The sequence below is a fragment of the Pseudomonas sp. ef1 genome (genome assembly GCF_007293365.2).
Taxonomy (GTDB): Bacteria; Pseudomonadota; Gammaproteobacteria; order Pseudomonadales; family Pseudomonadaceae; genus Aquipseudomonas; species Aquipseudomonas siliginis.
The window spans coordinates 3,530,842-3,552,197 of sequence record NZ_CM129815.1; the positions used below are offsets into that span (position 1 = coordinate 3,530,842).

Below are 21,356 nucleotides of genomic sequence, written 5' to 3' on the forward strand. Positions count from 1 at the left end.
ACAAAATGTGTCGTTTTCGACATTGTCCAAAGGGACGCTGGAAAAGGTCCGGGCGGAATCGAGGAGAGCGATGGCTAAGCGATATTGAATTTCTCAAAGCGCAGGCCAACCTGCGCAGCTGCCGGTCTGCGAAGGTATTAATCAATAAGCGTGGGAGGGGGGAAGGCTTTGTATAAGAAATCCAGTCGTACCGTTTCAGCTGTTCTTTCTATCCCTCAGCAGTTAATGCGCTAGCTATCGATCGCCGAAGTGATCGGACGATATCCAGCGCAGACTGATCGCTAACACTGCCGGGGCACTGATCAAACATATGTGGCGCCCCAGGGTAGACATGCAGTTCGACGGCAGCCCCGGCGCGCGACAGACGCATGGCAAATGCAACGTCCTCTTCCAGAAACAGATCCAGCGCCCCGACGGCCAGAAACGTCGGTGGCAAGTCACGCAGATCGTCTTGCAGGGCCGGCGAAAACCAGCCGATTGGCAGATCATCCAGCGCTTGGTCAGCGCGCAGGCAATCCCAACAGAACTGGTTGGCTTGCGCCGGCCAGCCAATCACTCCGGTCGTGCTGTTCTGCTGAGGCGAGGCTGCGCTGCCCGAACGGTAATCGAGCATCGGATAAACCAGCACCTGGCTGGCGATGGAATACTCGCCGCGATCCCGCGCCACAATGGCCAGCGCTGCTGCCAGCCCGGCGCCGGCACTGTGACCCATGACGATCACGTTGTCGGCGTCAATGTTGAGCGTTTGCCGGTTGGCGAAAACCCAGCCGAGGGCGGTGTAGCAATCCTCCAGAGGAATAGGAAAGGGGTGCTCTGGCGCGAGACGGTAATCGACAGCGACGATGATCGCCTTAAGTGCTTCGGCGAGGTCAGCCAGATAGTCATCGGCCATTTCGGGGCAACCGAGGACGAAACCTCCACCGTGGATGTACAGGATCACCGCAACATTACCGCTCGGTGCTGCGCCTGCGGGCCGGTAAAGACACAGGCGCAAATCCTCACCGTCGTGGGCCTTGGTCCATAGGCTTTCACAGCGCGCTTGTTCTGGGGATTTGAATGTCGCGTGAACACGCTCCCTGATCGCGGGCAGCGTTTCCAAAGTCCAGGCTTGTGCGCCGGGGGTTAAAAAGCTTTGGAAGTCGGGATCCAGCAGTTCATGTGCTTTCACGTTCTGCCTCCTGTTTTCGAATGAACGAGCGCCTCGGACGGATGGAGGCGCCGCCCACGGTGGAATTACAGCCAGGCTTTGATCTGCGCGCACACAGCCGGCGTCGAGATGCCGTAGCGATCATGCAGCGTCGGCAGGGCACCGGCGTCGAGGAAGGCGTCGGGCAACGCGATCTGCCTGAAGGTGGGCGTCACGCCATTGCGCAACAACAACCCGGCAACCGCCTCACCCAAACCGCCGATGATCGAGCTGTTCTCGGCTGTGACCACCAGACGCCCGGATTTACGCGCTTCGGTGAGAATGGTTTGCTCATCCAGCGGCTTGATAGTCGGCACATGCAGCACGGCCACATCAATGCCGTCTGCCTGCAATTGCTTGGCCGCTTCCAGTGAGCGCATGGTCATCAGCCCGGTGGAGATGATCAGTACGTCGTTGCCCGTGCGCAGGGTCTTGGCCTTGCCGATCTCGAATTGATAGCCGTACTCGTCCAGCACCAACGGCACATTGCCGCGCAGCAAACGCATGTAGACCGGGCCTTGGTGAGCGGCGATGGCCGGCACGGCCTGTTCGATTTCCAGCGCATCGCACGGGTCGACAATCATCAGATTGGGCATGGCGCGAAAAATAGCCAGATCATCGGTGGCCTGGTGGCTTGGCCCGTAACCCGTGGTGAGACCGGGCAAACCGCAGACGATTTTGACGTTAAGGTTTTCCTCGGCGATGGCCATGCAGATGAAATCGTAAGCACGGCGCGAAGCGAACACCGCGTAGGTGGTGGCGAAGGGTACGAAACCCTCACGCGCCATGCCCGCCGCAGCGCTCATCAGCAACTGTTCGGCCATGCCCATTTGATAGAAACGCTCCGGATGCGCCTTGGCGAAAATGTGCAGGTCGGTGTACTTGGACAGGTCAGCCGAGAGACCGACGATGTCCGCGCGCTGGTCTGCCAGCGCTGCGAGCGCATGGCCGAACGGTGCCGAACGGGTCGCCTGGCCCTCGGAAGCAATCGAGGCAATCATCGCCGAGGTGGTCAGGCGCTTTTTCACCGGCGCGCCAGTAGCAGTCGAAGGCGCAGTATTGGCGGCGTTGCTCATTGGTCTTTTCCTTCTTCAAGGTTGCTCAGTGCCAGGTCCCATTCGTGCTCTTCGACGCGAATGAAGTGGGTCTTTTCCCGGTTCTCCAGAAACGGCACGCCCTTGCCCATTTTCGTGTCGCAGATGATCACGCGGGGTTGAGTACCTGGATGATTGCGGGCGTCATCGAATGCAGCGACCAGGGCGTCGAGGTCATTGCCGTCGACGCGCTGGGTAAACCAGCCGAAGGCTTGCCAGCGATCGACAATGGGTTCGAACGAAAGAATCTCGCTGGAGTAACCGTCGGCCTGCTGGTTGTTGACGTCGACGATGGCGATCAGGTTGTCGAGCTTCCAGTGCGAAGCCGACATCACCGCTTCCCAGGTCGAGCCTTCATTGAGTTCGCCATCGGACAGCAGGTTGTAGACGAACGAGGTCGAGCCTTTGCGCTTGAGGCCCAGGCAGGCACCGACCGCGATGCCCAGGCCCTGACCCAGCGAACCGCCGGTGATTTCCATCCCCGGGGTGTAGGCGGCCATGCCCGACATCGGCAGGCGGCTGTCATCCGAACCGTAGGTTTCCAGCTCGTCGAGCGGAATGATCTCGGCTTCGATCAGCGCTGCGTACAGCGCGATGGCGTAGTGGCCGATGGAGAGATAGAAGCGATCGCGCTGCTCCCATTCGGGATCTGCGGGGCGATGATTCATCGCATGAAAGTAAGACACCGCCAGCAGGTCAGCCGCGCCGAGGGCCTGGCCCACATAGCCCTGGCCCTGAACCTGGCCCATGCGCAGTGCATGGCGGCGAATGTTGTGCGCGCGCTGGGTCAGGCTCAGCGATGCAGCGTGTGCAAGATTAGTCGTCATGATGAAACTCCGTTGACTCAACGATTGACCAAAGCGGCGGGAATACGCAGGACCAGGCTGGCGCCGAGGAACAGCACGCCGGTGATGAGGTACATGCCGATGGCGCTGGAACCGGTCAGGGTGGTGATCCAGCCGATCAGATAGGGCGAGCAAAACCCGGCGAGGTTGGCGAAGCTGTTGACCGCCGCGATGCCGGCGGCCGCAGACACGCCGCCGAGCAGCGTGGTGGGCAGCATCCAGAACAACGAGGTGGCGGACAGAATGCCGGAGGCGGCCAGGCACAGGCTGAGGATCGACAAGGTCGGGTTGCCGCCCATCATTGCTGCCAGGCTCAAGCCGATCGCACCGGCGATCATCGGCACGATCAGGTGCCAGCGGCGCTCGCGATGTTTGTCGCCACTGCGGCCGACCAGGAGCATGGCGGCGATGGCGCACAGGTAAGGCAGGCTGGTCAGGAACCCGATGTGCAGCGGGTCGGAAACCCCTGCGTTACGCACCAGTGTCGGCAGCCAAAAGGTGATCGCGTATTGGCCCATCACCACACAGAAGTAGATCGCCGCCAGCAGCCACAAGCGCCGGTCGCGGATGAACTCGCCGACCGAGGCATGGGTGACCTTTTGCTGGTCGTCTTCGGCCAGCTCGCGAGTGATCAAGGCTTTTTCCTCGTCATTGAGCCAGGTCGCCTGATGCACGCCGTCTTTCAGATAACTCAGTACCAGCAGGCCGACGAGCACGGTGGGCACCGCCTCGAGAACGAACATCCACTGCCAGCCGGCCCAGCCGTGCACACCGGCAAAGTGGTTCATGATCCAGCCCGAAAGCGGGCCACCGACCATGCCTGACAGCGGAATGGCGATAAACCACAACACGGTCATGCGCGCCCGCCGATAGGACGGAAACCAGTAGGTGAGGTAGAGCAGTAGGCCCGGCGCCAGACCGGCTTCGGCAATCCCGAGGAGAAAGCGCAGGGCATAGAACTGCCAGGCGGTTTCGACGAAGGCGAACAGCGCCGAGACGATGCCCCAGGTGATCATGATCCGCGCAATCCACACTCGCGCGCCGACCTTGTGCAGGATGATGTTGCTGGGCACTTCGCAAAGGAAATAGCCGATGAAAAACACCCCGGCGCCCAGTCCGTAGACTGTTTCGCTGAGGGCCAGATCGTTCATCATTTGCAGTTTGGCGAAACCGACGTTGACCCGGTCCAGATAGGCGCACAGGTAGCACAGCATCAGGAACGGCATCAGCCGCCAGGCCGTTTTGCGGTAGGCAGAAGAGCGCACGGTGGAAACCGCTTCGAGCGACAGGGTAGTCATGATGGTCTGATCTCTTGTTTTTATTGACCGCCAGGCCATCAGGCCCGGCTGCGTCATCGATCCAGAACCGCACGGGCCACGCAGGCCCGCCCAGAGTTACTCAGTGAATCAGCATGCCGCCGTTCACATCGAGGGTGATGCCGGTCAGATAAGCGGACAGGTCGCTGGCCAGAAACAGCGCGGCGTTGGCGACGTCCTGCGCTTGACCCAGGCGCCCCAGCGGAATGCCGTCGATGATGGCGTGGCGGCGTTCATCCTGCATCAGGCCGCCGGTGATGTCGGTGTGAATCAGGCCCGGGGCGATGGAGTTGACGCGGATGTTGTCCGGCCCCAATTCCCGCGCCATGGCCTTGCCCAGCCCCAGCACACCGGCCTTGGCCGCGCTGTAATGCGGGCCGCCGAAGATGCCGCCGCCGCGCTGGGCAGACACCGACGACATGCAGACGATGCTGCCGGAAGACTGTTGGCGCATCAGCGGAATCACCGCCTGGGACATGAGCAAAGTGCCGCGCAGGCTGACGTCCAGCACCTTGTCGTAGTCCGAAGGGCGAATATCCAGAGTCTTCAGTGGCTGGGTGATACCGGCGTTGTTGACGAGGATATCGATGCGCCCGAAGTGCTCGATGATGGCGGCGACGGCTTGCTGAACCTGCGCTTCGTCGGCCACGTTGGCCGCCAGGCCCAGATGACCTTCGCCCAGTGCTGCGGCGGCGTCACGTGCTGCGGATGCATCCAGATCGAGGATGACCACGCGAGCGCCGTGTTGCGCAAACGTTGTGGCGGTAGCGCGGCCAATGCCACGGGCAGATGCGGCACCGGTAATGATTGCGACTTTGCCTTGAAGAAGCATGGAGGATTCCCTCGAATTGTTTTTATTGGGTCGGTGTGTAAGTAACCGATGACTCAGCTTGTCCTCCGGGGCGAGCGTGAGCAATAACGCGGAAGTCACTCAATGCTGAAAAAAATTCAGCACTCGTCAGACCGTTTTGCAAATGCTTGAATGAAAACGGTCCGTACATCACAAGAAATCACCACGGAGTCACCATGCGCTCAGACACTGAGGCATCGATCATCCTGCCACCGCTGAAAGCAATTCAGGCCTTCGAACAAACCGCGCGCTTCGGCAACGTCGCCAGAGCGGCGGAAGTGCTGGACCTGACACCCTCGGCAGTCAGCCATCAACTGGCGAAACTGGAAGGGATGATCGGCCGGCAATTATTCGTCCGTGCTGCCCGGGGCGTCTCGCTGACGCCGGTCGGCGAGCAATACCTCAAGGAAGTCTCCGGGATTCTGCACAGTCTCGCCGTTGCCACCGAGCGTGCGGCCAGCGATGTCAGCCTCGATTGCCTGCGCTTGCACTCATCGCCAAGCTTCGGCCTGCTCTGGCTGATGCCGCGCCTGGAAGCGTTTCGCGCCAGTCATCCGGACATACAGATCAATCTGTCGTGCTCCTATGAATCGCTGCACTTCAGTCGCGACAAGATCGACGTCGATATCCGCCATGGTCTGCCGAACTGGCCAAGCTATGAGGTGCGCACGGTCAGGAATGAGACGTTCGCGGTGCTGACCTCACCGAAACTGCTCGCGCAACGCCCGGTGCGCGGTGCTGCGGATCTGCTTGAGTGTGATCTGATTCTGTCGGAAGCCACCCTGCTCAAATGGCCGCAATGGTTTGCCCAACATGGCTTGGCGCGTCCGGAACGGCCTTATGCATTGAGCTTCGATCGCTCGTACATGTCGCTGGAAGCGGCGAGTCATGGCTTGGGTTTCGCGCTGGAAAGCACATTGCTGGCGCAGAAGTATCTGGCGGCGGGCACGCTGGTTGAAGTCGCGCCTGAATCACTGAGTGCTGCGGTGGCTGCGCACCATTTGGTATTCCCCAAAGCGCATTCCAGCTTTCCACGGGTCAGGCGTTTTCTGGCGTGGATGGAGAGCGAGTTGGGCCACGAGTTCGCGTATTGAGTCGGGATCAATTCTTTCAAACTCTCTGAACCGCTCAAGGTCAATCCATTATCGGTCTTGATCATTCACGCAAGAACGCACTTTACCGCGCGCTGCCGATCCGCGAAAAACCAAAGGCTGAGCAGGCTGTTGTTTTCTGTGTTCATCGTTTCTTTAGAAGGGGCTGATTTATGGTCATCACATGTCTGGGATGGGGATCACTGATCTGTAAGCCGGGGAAGCGATGAGCACTCGCAGCCAGGCGCAGATTGCCGCGATCTTTGATCAGCTGTTGGCACTGCGAGAAAGCGTGGACATTCTTCAGCACGTGGAGAGCAGTAGCGTCGAGTCGCTGCGTGGCCATCAGACCGTGGACGCTCCCGAGTCGCTGGATCTGGTGTTTCAAAAGCTTCACGAAGACATCGCCAGTATGGAGGAAACCTTGGCGACGATTGCCGAGGCTACCGGGGATGTGTCGAAGTTGTGAGGCGCGCGCGGGGTGGCATGCAGAGATGATGTGGCTGGTCTGACGCCTTCGCGAGCAGGCTCGCTCCCACAATGGATTTGTGAATCGACTGATTTCCGGGATCTGACGCAAAACCCTGTGGGAGCGAGCCTGCTCGCGAGAGCGCTGGGTCAGGCACTTACTCTGTTGGATGTGCCGACGCTATCGCGAGCAGGCTCGCTCCTACAACGGGGCTGGGTCTCTGACCACGCGTAACGCATCCACCACCAGTGAAAACGCCGGCGACGGTTGGCGACGGCTGGGGTAGTAGAGGTGGAAGCCACCGAACGGTTCGCACCAGTCTTCCAGCACTCTGACCAAACGCCCTTCAGCCAGATGCGCACCGAACTCGTCTTCAGGCAGGTAGGCAATCCCTAACCCGTTCACAGCCGCGTCGGCGATGTGCACGGTGGAGTTGAACACCAGTTGCCCGTCGACTCGCACTTTCAACTTTTTGCCCTGACGCTCGAATTCCCACGCATCGACACCGTCGTAGGTCGGAAAGCGGATGTCGATGCAACGGTGCGCCGCCAGATCGCGCGGATGTTGCGGGGCGGGGTGCTGGGCGAAGTAGCTGGGCGAAGCGACCACGGCCATGCGCAGTGGCGGGCCGATCGGTACGGCGATCATGTCCTGGGCGACGGTATCGCTGAAACGCACGCCGGCATCGAAGCGGTCGGCAACGATGTCACGGAAACCGTAGTTGATATCGAACTCGAGCTTGATGTCCGGATATTGCAGCAATAGTGGCGTCAGCTTGGGCAGCAGGGTGGTCTTGATGATGTTGTCGCCGCAGGTGATGCGCACCGTGCCAGCGGGCTTGTCGCGCAGCTCGGTGAGAGCGTCCAGCTCGGCTTCGATCTCATCGAAACGATGACCCACGGTGTGCAGCAAGCGTTCGCCGGCCGCGGTCAGTGACACGCTGCGCGTAGTGCGGGTCAGCAGGCGAATTTTCAGACGCGCTTCCAGCGCCGAGACTACCTGGCTCACCGCCGATTGCGTCACGCCCAGTTGCACCGCCGCGCGGGTGAAGCTGCCGCTGCGGGCAACCGTGACGAAGGCAAGCAGGTCGTTGAAATTGGGTTTGGCCATGGGCGCGCGCTCGGGTTTATTGATTAGCAGAGTTTATAACCGCATTAAGCACTCATTAGCTAATCAAAGCCTCGAGCGTGCGCAACAATACCTCCATCCCGGCCTCGCCTGGCTTCTCGATCAAGGACGCCCCCCATGAAACGACTGTTCATACTGCTCGGGTTTCTCCTGAGTTCATTCACTGCATTCGGAGCTGACATGTCCCACGGTGCCGACAATTTCTTCAAAAGCGACAAGGTGACCGCGCAGAAGGTCAGCTTCAAAAATCAATATCAACTCACCGTGGTCGGCAACCTGTTTGTCCCTAAAGGACTCGACCCGGCAGCGCGTAGCGCGGCGATTATCGTTGGCCATCCGATGGGCGCGGTAAAGGAGCAGAGCGCCAATCTGTACGCACAGAAACTGGCGGAGCAGGGCTTTGTCACCCTGTCGCTGGATCTGTCGTTCTGGGGCGAAAGCGAGGGCGCGCCGCGCAATGCCGTGCTGCCGGACATGTATGCCGAAGACTTCAGCGCAGCCGTCGATTACCTCGGCACACGGCCATTTATCGACCGCGAGCGCATCGGCGTGTTGGGCATTTGCGGTAGCGGCAGCTTCGTGATCAGCGCGGCGAAAATCGACCCGCGCATGAAAGCCATCGCCACTGTCAGCATGTACGACATGGGCGCCGCCAACCGTGACGGCCTAAAGCATTCGCAAAGCCTTGCGCAGCGCAAGCAGATTATTGCGCAAGCGGCCGAGCAGCGTTACGCCGAGTTCACCGGCGGCAAGGTCGAATACACCGGCGGCACGGTGCTGGAGCTGAAGGCCGACACCCATCCGATCCAGCGTGAATTCTTCGATTTCTACCGCACCCCGCGCGGCGAATTCACCCCGGCCAACTCGACGCCGCAACAGACTACGCGTCCGACGCTGAGCAGCAACACCAAGTTCATGAACTTCTATCCATTCGTCGATATCGAGAGCATCTCGCCGCGCCCGATGTTGTTTATTGCCGGTGCCGACGCGCACTCCCGTGAGTTCAGCGAAGAGGCGTTCCGGTTGGCGGGGCAGCCGAAAGAGCTGGTGATTGTGCCGAATGCCGGCCACGTCGATCTGTACGACCGGGTCGAGTTGATTCCTTTTGCCAAGCTGACGCAGTTCTTCAAGAGCAACCTGAAGTAACTTTCAACGCGACGGAGCCAAGCGATGCGGATTTTTGCCAACGGCTGGAAGGGATTCGTACTGATGGCATGGCTGCCCTTTGCTCTGTCTGCTGCTAACCCGGAGGAGATCACGATGTGGATGACCGTCGGAGAACACCGTTTTGCCATTGCTCTTGAGGACAACCCGAGCACTCGGCAATTGCTCACGCGATTGCCGCTGAGCCTGAACATGAGCGACCTGCACAGCAACGAAAAATACGCCACCGTGCAGCCGCCCTTGCCCACGCAGCCCTATCGGCCGGGCACGATCCACAACGGCGATTTCCTTTTGTATGGCGACGATACGCTGGTGGTCTTCTACCAAACCTTCGATTCGTCTTACCGCTATTCGCGTCTTGGTCGCATCGACCGGCCGCAGGACTTGGCCGAGGCCTTGGGGCGCGGCGATGTGCGGTTGACGTTCACGCTGGATGAGTGAGGAGATTCATTGATGAACCAGAGATCGTTAAAGCAAGGGCGTCTTCTGCGCATCGTGGCCCTCGGCTGCGCGGTCCTTGCCAGCGCAGCCTGCGTTAATCCTCTCTGCGCCAATCCTTCCCGATCACAGGAGAAACCGATCATGCAAGAACAGCCTCTGACGCTTAAGCAACTGGCGATCGCCCCGATTGCCGCCAACGCTGCAATCGGCGACATGCCGCGTTTGCACGACGCACTCAATCGCGGCCTCGATGCCGGGTTGAGCATCAGCGAAACCAAGGAAGTTCTGGTGCAGCTGTACGCCTACGCCGGGTTCCCACGCAGCCTCAACGCCTTGTCCTTGCTGATGAAGGTTGTGCAGGAACGCGCCGCGCGGGGCATTGAAGACGCGCCCGGACGAGAGCCCGGCCCGGTTCCGTCGGGGTATGCACTTACCGAACTCGGCACCGACAATCAGACCCGTCTGGTCGGCGCGCCAGTGTCCGGCCCGCTCTTCGAATTCGCCCCGGCGATCGATCAGTTCCTGAAAGTGCACTTGTTCGGCGACATCTTCGCCCGCGACAACCTGGCATGGACGGATCGGGAACTGGCGACGGTTGGCGCACTGGCGGCAATGGCTGGGGTGGAATCGCAGCTGGAGTCGCATTTGAAGATCAGTCTGAATGTGGGATTGACGGTTGAGCAGTTGCGGCAAGTGGCGCAGGAGTTGGAGGCGCGTGGGGATTTGCAGGCTGCTGAGCGGGTGGGCGCGGGGCTGGGGAAATTGAATGGCTGAAGTCGACAGGGATACCGGCACCATTATTTCTCACCAATGACTGAACCTGCTTGCTGCATCTCCAAGATCGCCGCTTTATTTTCACGAAGCGGTGGCTTGGGGCATGTTGAGCGCAAACCGTCTATGTGCTCCATCAAGCTATCGGGAATGCTCTGCCACATCGGATCGAGGATGAAGTCCACACCTTCTCGCCTTGCCATTTTTGCGGCTGGAACGAAGTCTGCGTCGCCTGCTATCAATACTATCTGGTCGACCTGCTGTTTAAATGACAGCGACGCGACATCAATGCCGATCCGCATATCGACACCTTTTTGGCGGGTTTCGATACTGACATCATTTTCCATAAGGTCAGTCATCTGGATTTTGCCTTTCAACAGCTCAGCGATTTTGACGGGCTTGATGGTCCATCTGACATCCTTCGACAAATGTCCAAGTCGTAATGCCAACTTACGTTTACTTCGCAGCCTGGAATGCAGCTCTTTGCGAAATGCCGCCTCCCTGGATTTCGAAAAATCCACAGCTTTTTTGCTTATGGGGTTGTGCTGTTTAGTGTCCAGTGGGGGGCAGTCATAGAAGAAGATTCGGTAGAGCTCTTTCCTGGCTCGTTGTCGTAGCTCTCGAATGGGACCCGTTGGACGGGTCAAGGTTTTATTAAGGAGGTGGGCGGTTGCCCATCAATGGACCAGGTCGGCCGCGCGTTCAGCGTTGAAGGCGTTTTGAGGTTCGATTCGTCGAAAGCGTTTGATGAAAAAGGCGCCATCGACCAACACCGCAGTGGGCATGTTTTTTTACCTACAAAAACGCCCAAGGGTTTGGCACGTTCTGGATGATTAGAACAGCGTACTGCCTTGGGCGGGATGGGAGCGAGATTAGGAGGGAGTGACGGATACGTCAACAACCCCTTTTTCGTCTGACCTGTTTGTATAAAGTTGAATGTGCCCAGCGCTTTCAAATTTCAGGTGGCGACGGGGAAACGATAAATTGCGGAGGGTAAGCAGGCAAGACAGGGACTTCCGTAAGATTTGTAGGCAAAAGCGCTGTATCTCGTAGGCTCGGTTATCCGTGAGCGGGTGAGCGCGGGGCTGGGCAGAATCCGGGGGAGGCACAGAATGAGAGCGGCTCTGTTACGGCGATTCTCGTCTTCAGCGCTGGCGCCGACTCGCTCCCGGTGAGCTTCCCGTTATCCGCTTGAACGCACGACTGAACGCCGCTTGGGAGGTGTAGCCCAGGCGCTGCGCCACTTCTTCGATCGGCAGTCTTTCCAGGGTCAGCCACTGACTGGCCAGGCGCATGCGCAGTTCGGTGGCGTAGCGTAGCGGCGGGGTGCCCAGGGTGGTCTGGAAGCGTTCGGCGAAGACCGAGCGCGAGGTGTTGCACAGCGTTGCCAGCTCGGCGACGCTCCAGTCGCGTCCCGGTTGTTGGTGCAGGGCCAGCAAAGCCTGCGCCAGACGAGGGTCGCGCAGGGCGGCGACGAGACCGGAGGCATTGCCGCAAGCGCATTCGACCCAGCCACGAACAATCATTGCCGCCACTACGTCGGCAAGGCGAGCGAGAATGCCGGCGAAGCCGATGCGCGCTGCGCTGACTTCGCGTTCCATGGTCGCAAGAATTGGCATAAGCCCCGGATAACGCTGGCCGCCGGCGTCGATCAGCATCAGTCCCGGCATCAGCCGACCGAGGCCCTGCAGGCTGCCGAGCTCGAACTCCATACAGCCACTGAAGAGCAGGGCGCTATCGGGCGAAACGGCGCTGTGACCGACCTGCACCGCGCAGACCGTATCGCCGAGTGGCGCGGCGACGGCGCTGTCAATGTCCTGCACTTCGGCGTTTGGGTGTGACAGCAACTGGTGCGCGGCACCATGGGCAATGAATACCGCATTGCCCGCCGCCAACTCGTAAAGGCTGCCGTCCTCCAGTCGCAACACCGTCGATCCAGCGGCAACGAAGTGGAAATACGCATGGCCCGATTTGTCGCTGAAACCCAGACCATACGGCGGACCGGCGTGGATCCGCCGATACTGCACGCCACGCAGACGCATGCTGCGCAGCAATTCTGTGATCAGGTCTGATGACAGTGAAAAGGGATCAGTGCTGCTCATGTTCGGGGTTTCGATCAAAAGTTCAAGACTGCGCATCATAGATCATCCGGTTTGCCGCCAATAGACTGCGCTCTCGAAATGTCCGAGGGAGTCTTGAAATGAATGAACGTGTAGGTGATGGGCGAACTGAAGAGGAGCCGATGGCTCCTGCGTGGATGGCGGTTTTCTCACTGGCGATGGGTGTGTTCGGTTTACTCACTGCGGAATATCTGCCGGCCAGCCTGCTGACACCAATGGCGCTGGATCTCGGCGTCAGCGAAGCGCTGGCCGGGCAAGCAGTGACGGTGACCGCAGTGGTGGCCCTCTTTGCCGGATTGCTCGTACCTGGATTGACGCGCAGTCTTGATCGGCGGCTGGTATTGCTCGGTTTCTCGGTACTGATGATCGCGTCGAATCTGCTGGTGGCGCTGTCGTCGAGCCTGGCAGTGTTGCTGATCATGCGCATCCTTTTGGGCATAGCTCTGGGCGGATTCTGGAGCATGGCGGCGGCCGTGGCGATGCGCCTGGTGCCGGCGGCGCTGCTGCCACGGGCGCTGTCGATTATCTTCAGCGGGATCGCCGTCGGGACCGTGGTCGCGGTGCCATTGGGCAGCTATCTCGGCGGCCAGTTTGGCTGGCGCAGTGCGTTTTTCGCAGCTGCGGCGGTTGGCGTGGTGACGCTGGTCTTTCAAATGTTCACGTTACCGAGTCTGGCGCCGCATCGACCGTCACGCCTGCGTACGGTGCTTGAGGTTTTGCTGCGACCGGGCATTGCCATTGGCATGTTCGGCTGTGTATTGGTGCACACCGGCCACTTCGCGTTGTTCACCTATATCAGGCCATTTCTGGAAAGCACCACCGGAGTCGGCGCGCAGACGCTGGCGCTGATGCTGCTCGGTTTCGGCGTGGCGAACTTTGCCGGCACGCTGTTCGCTGGCTGGCTGTTGCAGCGCAATCCACGCGCAACACTGGTGCTGATGCCGGTGTTGGTCGGCGTTGCTGCTCTGGCGTTGGTCGGGTTACCGGCGTCGCTCACCGGGCAGGCGTTGCTCTTGGCGCTTTGGGGGATGGCCTTCGGTGGCGTGCCGGTGGCATGGTCGAACTGGGTGGCGCGATCGATACCCGATCAGGCCGAAAGCGCAGGCGGCATGGTCGTCGCATCGGTGCAGTCGGCGATTGCCGCAGGCGCCGCCGCCGGCGGTTCGGTGTTCAGTTTCAGCGGCATCAATGGCGTGTTTGTAGCAGCTGGAATTCTGATGTTGCTGGCCGCGCTGCTGATTGCCCTGAAGGTCAATGTCGATGTGCCGGAGCCGGGTTCGGCGGCTTTGCCAGTGCATTTGTGATTTGATCAGGGCGGGGCGGTGGCGAAGCACTGAAGCCCCGCCGATCCCTCTCTTCAACCGCGCTTGGGCAGTTTCCAGTTCGGTCGGATGAAGTGGCAGGTGTAGCCGTTCGGAATCCGCTCCAGATAATCCTGATGCTCGGGTTCCGCTTCCCAGAATGGCCCGGCCGGTTCTATTTCCGTAACCACTCGGCCCGGCCACAATTTCGATGCGTCGACGTCGGCGGCGGTGTCTTCAGCGACGGCGCGCTGCTCGTCGTTGAGGTAGTAGATCGCCGACCGGTAGCTTGGGCCAAGATCGTTGCCCTGACGGTTGGGCGTGCTCGGGTCGTGGATCTGGAAGAAGAACTCGAGGATCTGCCGGTAGCTGATCACGGCCGGATCAAACTCGATTTCGATGGCTTCGGCGTGGTTGCCGTGGTTGCGATAGGTCGCATTCGGCACATCGCCGCCGGTATAGCCGACGCGGGTTTTCAGCACACCCGGATAGCGGCGCAACAGATCCTGCATGCCCCAGAAGCAGCCGCCGGCGAGAATGGCAGTTTCGGTTTGAGTGGTCATGGTGTGTGCTTCCTCTCGAGACGATGGGGGATATCAACTGTTATGAGGGCGGGTTGAGAGAATCCAAGGTCACGCTCATCAGAATCGACCACTGGCTCGCTGATCAAGCGACATGCAGGCGACTGCGATCTTCGTCAGATCGTATTCAACCAAAGCCAAAGAACGAACGCAGCTTGCTTGGCGACTTGCGCTCGTAGAACGGTTTGGTCTCCTTGAGGAAGTAATCACTCAGCCCGGCTTGTCCCGTCAGCACGCGGCAAAAATCAACCGGCCCGCCATCAGGGGCTGTGTCCCCAGCGACATTGCCGGCTTCGCGCATGACCTGTTCGATATCACCATCCGCTTCGATGCCAACGATCAGGTGCGGCTTTTCATCAACCGAGGTGTCGTGCATCAGCGCCAGGAACGCGCGTTTCACATTGGCGTGTTTGGCCAGCAGTTGCGAGAGCGAATGGACCATCGTCGATGGGTAGTCCGAAGGCTGTCCAAGCAACACGTTGGTTTCTTTTTCAACGGTGCGCTGCGTGGCGGGCCGGCCGATTTCGCCTGAGAGCAGCCGTTGCACTTCATCCGGAAGGAATTCCTTGCCGTACGGCGACTTCGGATTCAGAAAGAGCAGCGCGCCCAGCGTGATTTCGAACAATGATCGTGCCGGTATCTCCACATAGCTCTGTTCGCTGTCGATGGATTGTTGCAGCGTTGGCAGCGAGGAGAAGAACGGAATGACAGGCGTGCCATCGGGCTTCTGCCAATGGGCGATGCTGATGTTGCTGCCGGCTTCGAGATTGACATGACCTTGCGCCGCACCGGCGGTGCCGAGGATGTAGACGGTCGAGTCCAGAAGGGTGCGATAAAACTCAGGGCGATGCGCGGGTTCGTCCGCGGCCAGTCGGAGCGATGTTTCCAGAGGGTTTTCTTGGGAAGTATCCATGAGGTCAGTCCGTTATTTTCAATGGAGAGCGATGATTATCTGGTCGGTCCGAGGAGACGTGCTGTCACGATGATACTCGTCCAGAGATTCGAATCCTGCGTCGTTCTAACCAACACCACAAAGCCAACTGTGGGAGCGAGCCTGCTCGCGAAGGCGTCGTGTCAGTTGAAATAACTCACGGCTGATACATTGCTTTCGCGAGCAGGCTCGCTCCCACATTTGAATTTCGCGTTGGGTCTTATAGCAAACTCCACGAAACCCCAACATAAACCCCCGTCCCTTCACCCGGCGTCGACCGCGCGGCGTCCACTCCCTTGTCGTCATACCCCGGCGTGACCGTTGCCGCATAACGCTTGCCGGTCAGGTTGCGCATGTCCACCCAGCCTTGCCAGTCGCCCTTCGGGGCGTTGTAGCCCAGGGTGGCGCCGAACAGGGCGTACGGATCGGCGTAGTAGCTGTTGGCGTAGTCCACGGCAACTTTGGACACCAGTTGCGTGTTCACGGCGGCGAAGAAGCCCTGCGGCCAGTCGTAACGCAGTTCGCCCTGGTAATAATGCATCGGCAGGCCCGGCAAGCGGTTGTCGCCGAAGCGCTCATCGTCGCGGTAGTGGAAGTCGCTGAAGGTGTAAGCCTGACGAAAGCTCAACTGGCGCCCGTCGGCGGCGGTCCAGAGTTTGCTGTTCAGGCTGGCCTCGATGCCCTGGTGCACGGTCGGGCTGGCGTTTAGTTCGTAGGGCGTGACGGCGTTGGCGTCCGGCAGTACCGAGAGCAGTTCGTGACGAACTTGCGCGTAGTACCAGGCCAGGCTCCATTCGCCCAAATGGCTGTCGCCACGGCCGCCGAGTTCCAGAGTGGTCGCGGTCTGGTTTTGCAGTTCGATCGGGTCGCGCTGGGTGCCGGTGGCGGCGCCGTTGCCGGCAGGGAAGCGCACGTTGGAGCTGTAGATCAGCGACCACGGGTGCGGTGCTTCGACGGAGCGGCTGAGGTTGCCGAACACTTGCACGTCCGGGGTGATCTGGTAGCGCAGGCCGATGCGCGGTGCATAGTCCCAGTCGCTGAGACTGGTCTTGCCGCCGCCCTGCGGATAGGTCACGGCGCTTTCGCGGCGGGTGTAGATCGCGGCGAGGCCGGTGGTCAGCCAGAGGTCGTCGGCAATTTCCAGGTCATTGCCGAAATGCAGGACGGTGTCCGAACCCTGATAAGTGAAGTTGCGCATCCGCGTGCCCGGGGCATAGCTGGCGGTGTTGCCACTCGGGATGCGCACGAACTCGCTGGCGCCATCGTTGGGCAGATGCTTGGTCACGCGCAGGCCGACATTGCTGCGGCTTTCCATACCGAACAGGGTGTCGCGGCGTTTGTAGTCGAAGGTGCCGCTGACGTCGGTATAAGCCACCTTCAGCCGGTTCGGGCCTTCGCGCAGATCCATCGGGTAGTCGTGGTAGGCGAGGCCGGTCTGGATGCTCGAATCGTCGTCGAGGTAGAACGTGGTCTTGTTGCCGATGAACGTACTGCCGGGTTGCTTGCGGCTGTCATCGCGGGCCACATACGCCGGATTGGCTGCCCGTGGGCTGTGTTCGATGGAATGCTTGGTCACGCGACCGGCGAGGTCGTTGTCGGTTTCGCGATAGCGGAAGTAGAAGCGGGTTTCCAGATTCGGGTTGAAGCGATAGCCGAAGTTGGCGACCAGGCCTTTGCTCTCGCTGGCGGTGTGGTCCTGATAGCCGTCGGCGTTGGCATCGGTCAGGGACACGTAGTAATCGAAATCTCCCAGCACTTGCCCGGAGCTGACCTGGCGCTGCTGATAGCCATGGCTGCCGGTGGCGTAGCGCACTTGCAGCTTCGGCGCGGTGTAACCGGTGTGGCTGACGTAATCGATAGCGCCGCCCAGCGCCAGCGCGCCGCGATCGAAGCCGTTGGCGCCGCGCAGCACTTCGACATGGTCGACCCACAACGGCTCGAGCAATTCATAAGGTGTGCCGCCGGGGCCGGTCAGCGGCAAGCCATCCAGCATCGTGTAGAGCCCCGAGGCGTGGGCGCCGGGTGCGCGGTTGATGCCTGAACCACGGATGGAAATCTTCACGCCTTCGTTGCCCGCCGACTGTGCATACACCCCCGGCTGATAGGCCAGCACATCCTGATTGCTGGCAACGCGGCCCTGAATCGGCTGGCGCATGTCGACCACGTTGGTGCTGCCGGGAACCTGCTCAAGGCGTTCCCGCGCTTCTTCGACCGCTGCATCGCTGCCACTGCGCTCATCTGCCGAAATCAGCACTTGCCCCAGCTCCAGACCTTGGGTCTCGGCCAGCGCCGGGCAGGCCAGGGCCAGACCGAGCAGGGCAGTGGGCAATGATTTGGACGACGGCATCGAAAAAACTCCAGCAAACAGGGGATCGGGCAATGAACAGTGCGACGTCGGAACAATCTCAGGAAACACATGGCGACAGGGCTTTTTTGCCCGGCAATGGCAAACAACCGGGCGTGAACTAACCTCACGGATCAGGCCCTTCGGGTCAATAAACAAATTCAGCGGGCTGTTGAAGCGCGAGGACAGGTTCATGGCGAAAGACAAGAAGAAACCTGCAAAGGCAATCGAACGTCCGCGCTTGAAAAACAAGGACTATCTCGAACAGCTGCGCAAGCTCCACGTTGAGCTGGTCAAGCTGCAGGAGTGGGTCATCGCCAAAGGTGTCAAGGTTTGTATTGTTTTCGAAGGGCGCGACGGTGCGGGCAAGGGCGGGGTGATCAAGGCGATCACGGAGCGCGTCAGCCCACGGGTGTTCCGCGTGATGGCATTACCGGCGCCAACCGATCGAGAAAAAAGTCAGATGCATGTACAGCGCTATCTGCCGCATCTGCCGGCGGGCGGCGAGGTGGTGATTTTCGACCGCAGTTGGTACAACCGCGCCGGTGTCGAACGGGTCATGGGTTTTTGTACGGAGGAGCAGGCCGACAAGTTTCTCAAGTCGATCCCGTGGGTGGAAAACGCCATCGTCGATTCGGGGGTGATCCTGCTCAAGTACTGGCTTGAGGTCAGTCCGGAGGAACAGACCCGCCGGCTCGAAGCGCGAATCAATGACGGGCGCAAGATCTGGAAACTGACACCCATGGATCTGAAGTCCTACAGCCGCTGGTATGACTACTCACGGGCGCGGGACGAGATGTTCAAGCACACCGACACCGATTGGGCGCCGTGGAGGGTTGCCGACTCGAATGACAAACGTCGTGCGCGGCTGAACATCATCACTGATCTGCTCAGTCGCATCCCCTATGAAGAGGTGAAGCGCGACAAGGTCGAGTTGCCGAAACGGCAGAAGCCGGGCAAGTACCGGGAGCCGGACTATCCGTATAAGCGGGTGGCGGAGCGGTTTTGACATTTGCGGGGTTTTTGGGGGCTTGGCGGCCTTTGGGCCGACCAGGCTCTTGGGGTTTTGGGTGTATATCCGTTTTTTCGGGTGTTGCGGCTGGCGGTTCCGCTCTTACAGCGGGTCACTTTTGCAGACGCCCAAAAGTAACCAAAACGCTTTGCTCCTGCGTTCGGCCCTCGCAGGCTCGGGTTCCTTCGCTCCGGGACTGATCCGGGCGCAGCGGCTCCGGTTTGCTTCGCTGCACCTCCTTCCGCTGTGTTCGACTTCGTCGAACGGTCGCTGCGCTCCCACGCCCGGATCAATCCCTCCACTCAGCCTTCCGACGTCGCCGGTGGATCAAGATCAAAAGCAGTACTCGAGCTTGCGCTCATTGTTGAGTGGGGCGGCTTTGCCGCGGGCAGCTGCGCTGCTTTGCGTTTGCTTTGTAGGCGAGCCTGCTCGCGAAGGCGGCCTGACAGCCGACCTGTTCTTGAGGTGGTACGCGATCCAACTGTAGGAGCTGCCGAAGGCTGCGATCTTTTGATTTTGCTTTTCTGTGGGAGTGAGCCTGCTCGCGATGACGGAGGCACATTCAAATTTTTTGAAAGATATATCGCTATCGCGAGCAGGCTCATTCCGACAAGGTTTTGCGCATCAACCGTCCATCCGTCGTCTGCCCTGAACCTCTCTCGCGCTGATTTTTCTACCGGGTAAGTCCCTCAGGAGATACCGGTATGTTCGATCAGCAAAAGAAGGCATCACTGGCGGCATGGCGCAAGATGGCAGAGCAGGCCGAGGGCGATCTGGATCCGGAACAGCAATATGACGAGCTGCTCAAGGCTGCGGATCAGATGGAGGAGCAAGGCCTGATCACCAGTGCCGAATGGCGCCAGTTGGTGCGTGACGCCGGCAATGTTTTCACCTTGAACCAAGAACAGCCGCAGCGCTGACAGCTGTCATCGGGGGACGTCCCATGCTCAGTTATCTGTTTATCGGCGCCAACGACGTCGAGCGTTCGGCAGCTTTCTACAAGGCGATTCTGACGCCGCTGGGCTACCGGCATGATCGCGAAGAACACTACTGTTTTTACCTGCCCGATTGCATCGACAAGTCCAACGGCCCCGGCAGCGTGCACATCTCGCAACCGTTCAATGGTGAGCCGGCGACACCAGGCAACGGCATGATGCCGGCGTTTCGCGCCGACTCGCGGCACAAGGTCGATCAGGTGCACAAGGCCGGGCTCGACCATGGCGGCAGCGACGAAGGCGCGCCTGGCACTCGCGAGGCCTATACGCCGGACTTTTACGTGGCCTATCTGCGCGACCCCGAAGGCAACAAGCTGGCTGTGTTCTACAGCGGCTGATGGATGGAGCCCGTTGATTCGGCCCTGATGGCGGCCCGCGCTCAGTTCGCAATCACGATCAGCTTTCACATCGTGCTGGCGGCGTTCAGCATCGGTCTGGCGAATTTCCTCTTGGTGCTGGAGGCGTTGTGGTTGAGGTCCGGGCGCCAGGTTTATCTGGATGTTTATCGTTACTGGCTCAAAGTGTTTGCCCTGAATGTCGCAGTGGGCACGGCGTCGGGATTGATTCTGGAGTATCAGTTCGGCCTGAACTGGTCGCGGCTGTCGGTGCAGGCCGGTGATGTCCTCGGTCCGCTGATGTTCTATGAAGTGATGGCGGCGTTTTTCATCGAAGCGGGATTTCTCGGCATCATGCTGTTCGGCCTGAAGAAAGTCGGCCCGCGTCTGCACTTTTTTGCCACCTGCGCTGTGGCGGTGGGCTCGCTGATCAGCGCGTTCTGGATTCTTTCCGCCAATTCGTGGATGCAGACCCCGGCCGGCTATTCGATTGGCGCTGAAGGGCGTTTCCTCGCCGAGGACTGGTGGGCAATCATCTTCAACCCTTCGTTTCCCTATCGCCTGGCGCACATGCTGCTTGCCGTGCTCATCGGCAGCGCGACGCTGATTGCCGGGATCAGTGCCTGGCAATTGCGCAAGGCCTCGGCAAACCCGCGCGCGCGCCTGCAATTTTCCATGGCGCTGTGGGTGATTGCGCTGCTGATGCCGGTGCAGATCGTTGTCGGGGACCTGCATGGCCGGCACAGTTTGCAAGCCCAGCCGCAGAAAGTGGCGGCCATCGAAGGCTCATGGACGCGCCCGGACCAAGGGGCTGGGGAGCCACTGCGGCTGTTCGCATGGCCGGATATGCAAGAGCGCCGCAACCACTGGGAGGTGGCGATTCCGCGCATTGGTTCCCTCTACCTGCAGCATGACCTGACCAGCACCATCGCCGCGCTTGATGAGTTCCCGGCTGAGGACATCCCGCCCGTCGCGCCGGTGTTTTTCGCATTTCGGCTGATGGTCGGGCTGGGACTGTTGATGCTTGGGCAGGGTGTGGTCAGCCTGATCCTGCGCCGACGTAATCGCCTGTATACGGCGCGGCGGTGGTTGGGCGCGTGCGTGCTGCTGGCACCGGCGGGGTTTCTGGCCATGCTCAGCGGCTGGGTCGTCACCGAAGTGGGGCGACAGCCGTTCACGGTTTACGGATTGATGCGCACGGCGGACAGTCTGTCGTCGGTGTCCAAGGCTCAAGTCGTCGGGTCGACGTGGCTGATTCTGCTGTTTTATCTGCTGATCTTCGGCATCGGTCTGTGGGTGTTGCTGCGTCTGTTGCGCGAGCCGCCGCAGCAGGATCAACCCGGGCCGCAGCCCACCCTTGCCGACGAAACCGGGCACTGAGG

The 21,356-nt window shown here is 60.2% G+C and carries 21 protein-coding genes; 10 read left to right on the top strand and 11 right to left on the bottom strand.

Annotation, left to right across the window (positions count from 1 at the left end; translation table 11 throughout):
• Positions 1 to 208: 208 nt before the first annotated feature.
• From FEE99_RS16010 to FEE99_RS16030, 5 genes are all read right to left on the bottom strand, one after another.
• Positions 209 to 1,168 (bottom strand): alpha/beta hydrolase, encoded by a 960-nt coding sequence (locus FEE99_RS16010; protein WP_041480454.1) that lies wholly within the window; start codon positions 1,166 to 1,168, stop codon positions 209 to 211.
• A 65-nt stretch (positions 1,169 to 1,233) separates the two neighbouring features.
• Entirely contained in the window at positions 1,234 to 2,262 is a 1,029-nt protein-coding gene (locus FEE99_RS16015) for a transketolase family protein (RefSeq protein ID WP_041480453.1), read from the bottom strand.
• Positions 2,259 to 3,107 (bottom strand): transketolase, encoded by an 849-nt coding sequence (locus tag FEE99_RS16020; RefSeq protein WP_041480452.1) that lies wholly within the window; start codon positions 3,105 to 3,107, stop codon positions 2,259 to 2,261. The genes FEE99_RS16015 and FEE99_RS16020 overlap by 4 nt, the downstream gene beginning before the upstream one ends.
• Before the next feature lie 17 nt (positions 3,108 to 3,124).
• Positions 3,125 to 4,423, bottom strand: a complete 1,299-nt coding sequence (locus FEE99_RS16025; protein ID WP_041480451.1) for an MFS transporter — start codon at positions 4,421 to 4,423, stop codon at positions 3,125 to 3,127.
• A 100-nt stretch (positions 4,424 to 4,523) separates the two neighbouring features.
• Positions 4,524 to 5,273, bottom strand: coding sequence for an SDR family NAD(P)-dependent oxidoreductase (locus tag FEE99_RS16030; RefSeq protein WP_041480450.1), 750 nt, complete (start codon positions 5,271 to 5,273; stop codon positions 4,524 to 4,526).
• 194 nt (positions 5,274 to 5,467) lie between these two features.
• Between FEE99_RS16030 and FEE99_RS16035 the strand changes: the two genes are divergently transcribed.
• Both FEE99_RS16035 and FEE99_RS16040 read left to right on the top strand, forming a co-directional pair.
• Positions 5,468 to 6,385, top strand: a complete 918-nt coding sequence (locus FEE99_RS16035; protein WP_024012668.1) for a LysR substrate-binding domain-containing protein — start codon at positions 5,468 to 5,470, stop codon at positions 6,383 to 6,385.
• Between the two features lie 223 nt (positions 6,386 to 6,608).
• Complete coding sequence (locus FEE99_RS16040) at positions 6,609 to 6,851, top strand: hypothetical protein (RefSeq protein WP_041480449.1); 243 nt, start codon at positions 6,609 to 6,611, stop codon at positions 6,849 to 6,851.
• Positions 6,852 to 7,052: 201 nt separating this feature from the next.
• Here FEE99_RS16040 and FEE99_RS16045 read toward each other — a convergent pair whose 3' ends face one another.
• Positions 7,053 to 7,961 carry a LysR family transcriptional regulator gene (locus tag FEE99_RS16045; RefSeq protein ID WP_041480448.1) on the bottom strand — a complete coding sequence of 303 codons (909 nt, stop codon included), beginning with the start codon at positions 7,959 to 7,961 and terminating at the stop codon, positions 7,053 to 7,055.
• A 135-nt stretch (positions 7,962 to 8,096) separates the two neighbouring features.
• Between FEE99_RS16045 and FEE99_RS16050 the strand changes: the two genes are divergently transcribed.
• The 3 genes from FEE99_RS16050 to FEE99_RS16060 are packed head-to-tail and all read left to right on the top strand — an operon-like array spanning position 8,097 to position 10,358.
• Positions 8,097 to 9,125, top strand: coding sequence for an alpha/beta hydrolase (locus FEE99_RS16050; RefSeq protein WP_041480447.1), 1,029 nt, complete (start codon positions 8,097 to 8,099; stop codon positions 9,123 to 9,125).
• Positions 9,126 to 9,149: 24 nt separating this feature from the next.
• A complete protein-coding gene (locus FEE99_RS16055) occupies positions 9,150 to 9,584 on the top strand; it encodes a cyclophilin-like fold protein (RefSeq protein WP_041480446.1) in 435 nt (144 codons plus the stop codon).
• Between the two features lie 12 nt (positions 9,585 to 9,596).
• On the top strand, positions 9,597 to 10,358 hold the full coding sequence (locus FEE99_RS16060; RefSeq protein ID WP_081932627.1) for a carboxymuconolactone decarboxylase family protein: 762 nt from the start codon (positions 9,597 to 9,599) through the stop codon (positions 10,356 to 10,358).
• 23 nt (positions 10,359 to 10,381) lie between these two features.
• Here the strand turns inward: FEE99_RS16060 and FEE99_RS16065 are convergent, their stop codons facing one another.
• Together FEE99_RS16065 and FEE99_RS16070 are read right to left on the bottom strand one after the other, a co-directional pair.
• Positions 10,382 to 10,876, bottom strand: a complete 495-nt coding sequence (locus FEE99_RS16065) for an NYN domain-containing protein (RefSeq protein WP_237143769.1) — start codon at positions 10,874 to 10,876, stop codon at positions 10,382 to 10,384.
• Positions 10,877 to 11,500: 624 nt separating this feature from the next.
• Entirely contained in the window at positions 11,501 to 12,493 is a 993-nt protein-coding gene (locus tag FEE99_RS16070) for an AraC family transcriptional regulator (protein ID WP_052392222.1), read from the bottom strand.
• 62 nt (positions 12,494 to 12,555) lie between these two features.
• Here FEE99_RS16070 and FEE99_RS16075 point away from each other — a divergent pair, with 62 nt between their 5' ends.
• Positions 12,556 to 13,779: an MFS transporter gene (locus FEE99_RS16075; protein ID WP_041480444.1), complete on the top strand. Its 1,224-nt coding sequence runs from the start codon at positions 12,556 to 12,558 to the stop codon at positions 13,777 to 13,779.
• A gap of 53 nt (positions 13,780 to 13,832) precedes the next feature.
• Here FEE99_RS16075 and msrA read toward each other — a convergent pair whose 3' ends face one another.
• The 3 genes from msrA to FEE99_RS16090 all read right to left on the bottom strand — a co-directional run bounded on the left by msrA (position 13,833) and on the right by FEE99_RS16090 (position 17,635).
• Positions 13,833 to 14,339, bottom strand: coding sequence for a peptide-methionine (S)-S-oxide reductase MsrA (gene msrA, locus FEE99_RS16080; RefSeq protein ID WP_016774420.1), 507 nt, complete (start codon positions 14,337 to 14,339; stop codon positions 13,833 to 13,835).
• A gap of 145 nt (positions 14,340 to 14,484) precedes the next feature.
• Entirely contained in the window at positions 14,485 to 15,270 is a 786-nt protein-coding gene (sseB, locus tag FEE99_RS16085; RefSeq protein ID WP_041480443.1) for an enhanced serine sensitivity protein SseB, read from the bottom strand.
• Positions 15,271 to 15,508: 238 nt separating this feature from the next.
• Positions 15,509 to 17,635, bottom strand: a complete 2,127-nt coding sequence (locus FEE99_RS16090) for a TonB-dependent receptor family protein (RefSeq protein ID WP_041480442.1) — start codon at positions 17,633 to 17,635, stop codon at positions 15,509 to 15,511.
• Positions 17,636 to 17,825: 190 nt separating this feature from the next.
• On the opposite strand from FEE99_RS16090, the gene ppk2 reads away from it, so the two are divergent.
• The 4 genes from ppk2 to FEE99_RS16110 all read left to right on the top strand — a co-directional run bounded on the left by ppk2 (position 17,826) and on the right by FEE99_RS16110 (position 21,354).
• Entirely contained in the window at positions 17,826 to 18,641 is an 816-nt protein-coding gene (ppk2, locus tag FEE99_RS16095; RefSeq protein ID WP_041480441.1) for a polyphosphate kinase 2, read from the top strand.
• Between the two features lie 707 nt (positions 18,642 to 19,348).
• Positions 19,349 to 19,564: a hypothetical protein gene (locus FEE99_RS16100; protein ID WP_041480440.1), complete on the top strand. Its 216-nt coding sequence runs from the start codon at positions 19,349 to 19,351 to the stop codon at positions 19,562 to 19,564.
• Between the two features lie 23 nt (positions 19,565 to 19,587).
• Positions 19,588 to 19,977 carry a VOC family protein gene (locus FEE99_RS16105; RefSeq protein WP_041480439.1) on the top strand — a complete coding sequence of 130 codons (390 nt, stop codon included), beginning with the start codon at positions 19,588 to 19,590 and terminating at the stop codon, positions 19,975 to 19,977.
• A gap of 3 nt (positions 19,978 to 19,980) precedes the next feature.
• On the top strand, positions 19,981 to 21,354 hold the full coding sequence (locus FEE99_RS16110; protein WP_041480438.1) for a cytochrome ubiquinol oxidase subunit I: 1,374 nt from the start codon (positions 19,981 to 19,983) through the stop codon (positions 21,352 to 21,354).
• Positions 21,355 to 21,356 lie beyond the last annotated feature (2 nt).

Coding starts and splice junctions, on each gene's coding strand:
- FEE99_RS16100 (WP_041480440.1), top strand. CDS start 19,349: ATGTTCGATCAGCAAAAGAAGGCATCACTGGCGGCATGGCGCAAGATG.
- FEE99_RS16090 (WP_041480442.1), bottom strand. CDS start 17,635: ATGCCGTCGTCCAAATCATTGCCCACTGCCCTGCTCGGTCTGGCCCTG.
- FEE99_RS16015 (WP_041480453.1), bottom strand. CDS start 2,262: ATGAGCAACGCCGCCAATACTGCGCCTTCGACTGCTACTGGCGCGCCG.
- FEE99_RS16070 (WP_052392222.1), bottom strand. CDS start 12,493: ATGCGCAGTCTTGAACTTTTGATCGAAACCCCGAACATGAGCAGCACT.
- FEE99_RS16045 (WP_041480448.1), bottom strand. CDS start 7,961: ATGGCCAAACCCAATTTCAACGACCTGCTTGCCTTCGTCACGGTTGCC.
- FEE99_RS16040 (WP_041480449.1), top strand. CDS start 6,609: ATGAGCACTCGCAGCCAGGCGCAGATTGCCGCGATCTTTGATCAGCTG.
- FEE99_RS16055 (WP_041480446.1), top strand. CDS start 9,150: ATGCGGATTTTTGCCAACGGCTGGAAGGGATTCGTACTGATGGCATGG.
- FEE99_RS16030 (WP_041480450.1), bottom strand. CDS start 5,273: ATGCTTCTTCAAGGCAAAGTCGCAATCATTACCGGTGCCGCATCTGCC.
- sseB (WP_041480443.1), bottom strand. CDS start 15,270: ATGGATACTTCCCAAGAAAACCCTCTGGAAACATCGCTCCGACTGGCC.
- ppk2 (WP_041480441.1), top strand. CDS start 17,826: ATGGCGAAAGACAAGAAGAAACCTGCAAAGGCAATCGAACGTCCGCGC.
- FEE99_RS16050 (WP_041480447.1), top strand. CDS start 8,097: ATGAAACGACTGTTCATACTGCTCGGGTTTCTCCTGAGTTCATTCACT.
- msrA (WP_016774420.1), bottom strand. CDS start 14,339: ATGACCACTCAAACCGAAACTGCCATTCTCGCCGGCGGCTGCTTCTGG.
- FEE99_RS16075 (WP_041480444.1), top strand. CDS start 12,556: ATGAATGAACGTGTAGGTGATGGGCGAACTGAAGAGGAGCCGATGGCT.
- FEE99_RS16020 (WP_041480452.1), bottom strand. CDS start 3,107: ATGACGACTAATCTTGCACACGCTGCATCGCTGAGCCTGACCCAGCGC.
- FEE99_RS16110 (WP_041480438.1), top strand. CDS start 19,981: ATGGAGCCCGTTGATTCGGCCCTGATGGCGGCCCGCGCTCAGTTCGCA.
- FEE99_RS16105 (WP_041480439.1), top strand. CDS start 19,588: ATGCTCAGTTATCTGTTTATCGGCGCCAACGACGTCGAGCGTTCGGCA.
- FEE99_RS16025 (WP_041480451.1), bottom strand. CDS start 4,423: ATGACTACCCTGTCGCTCGAAGCGGTTTCCACCGTGCGCTCTTCTGCC.
- FEE99_RS16035 (WP_024012668.1), top strand. CDS start 5,468: ATGCGCTCAGACACTGAGGCATCGATCATCCTGCCACCGCTGAAAGCA.
- FEE99_RS16060 (WP_081932627.1), top strand. CDS start 9,597: ATGAACCAGAGATCGTTAAAGCAAGGGCGTCTTCTGCGCATCGTGGCC.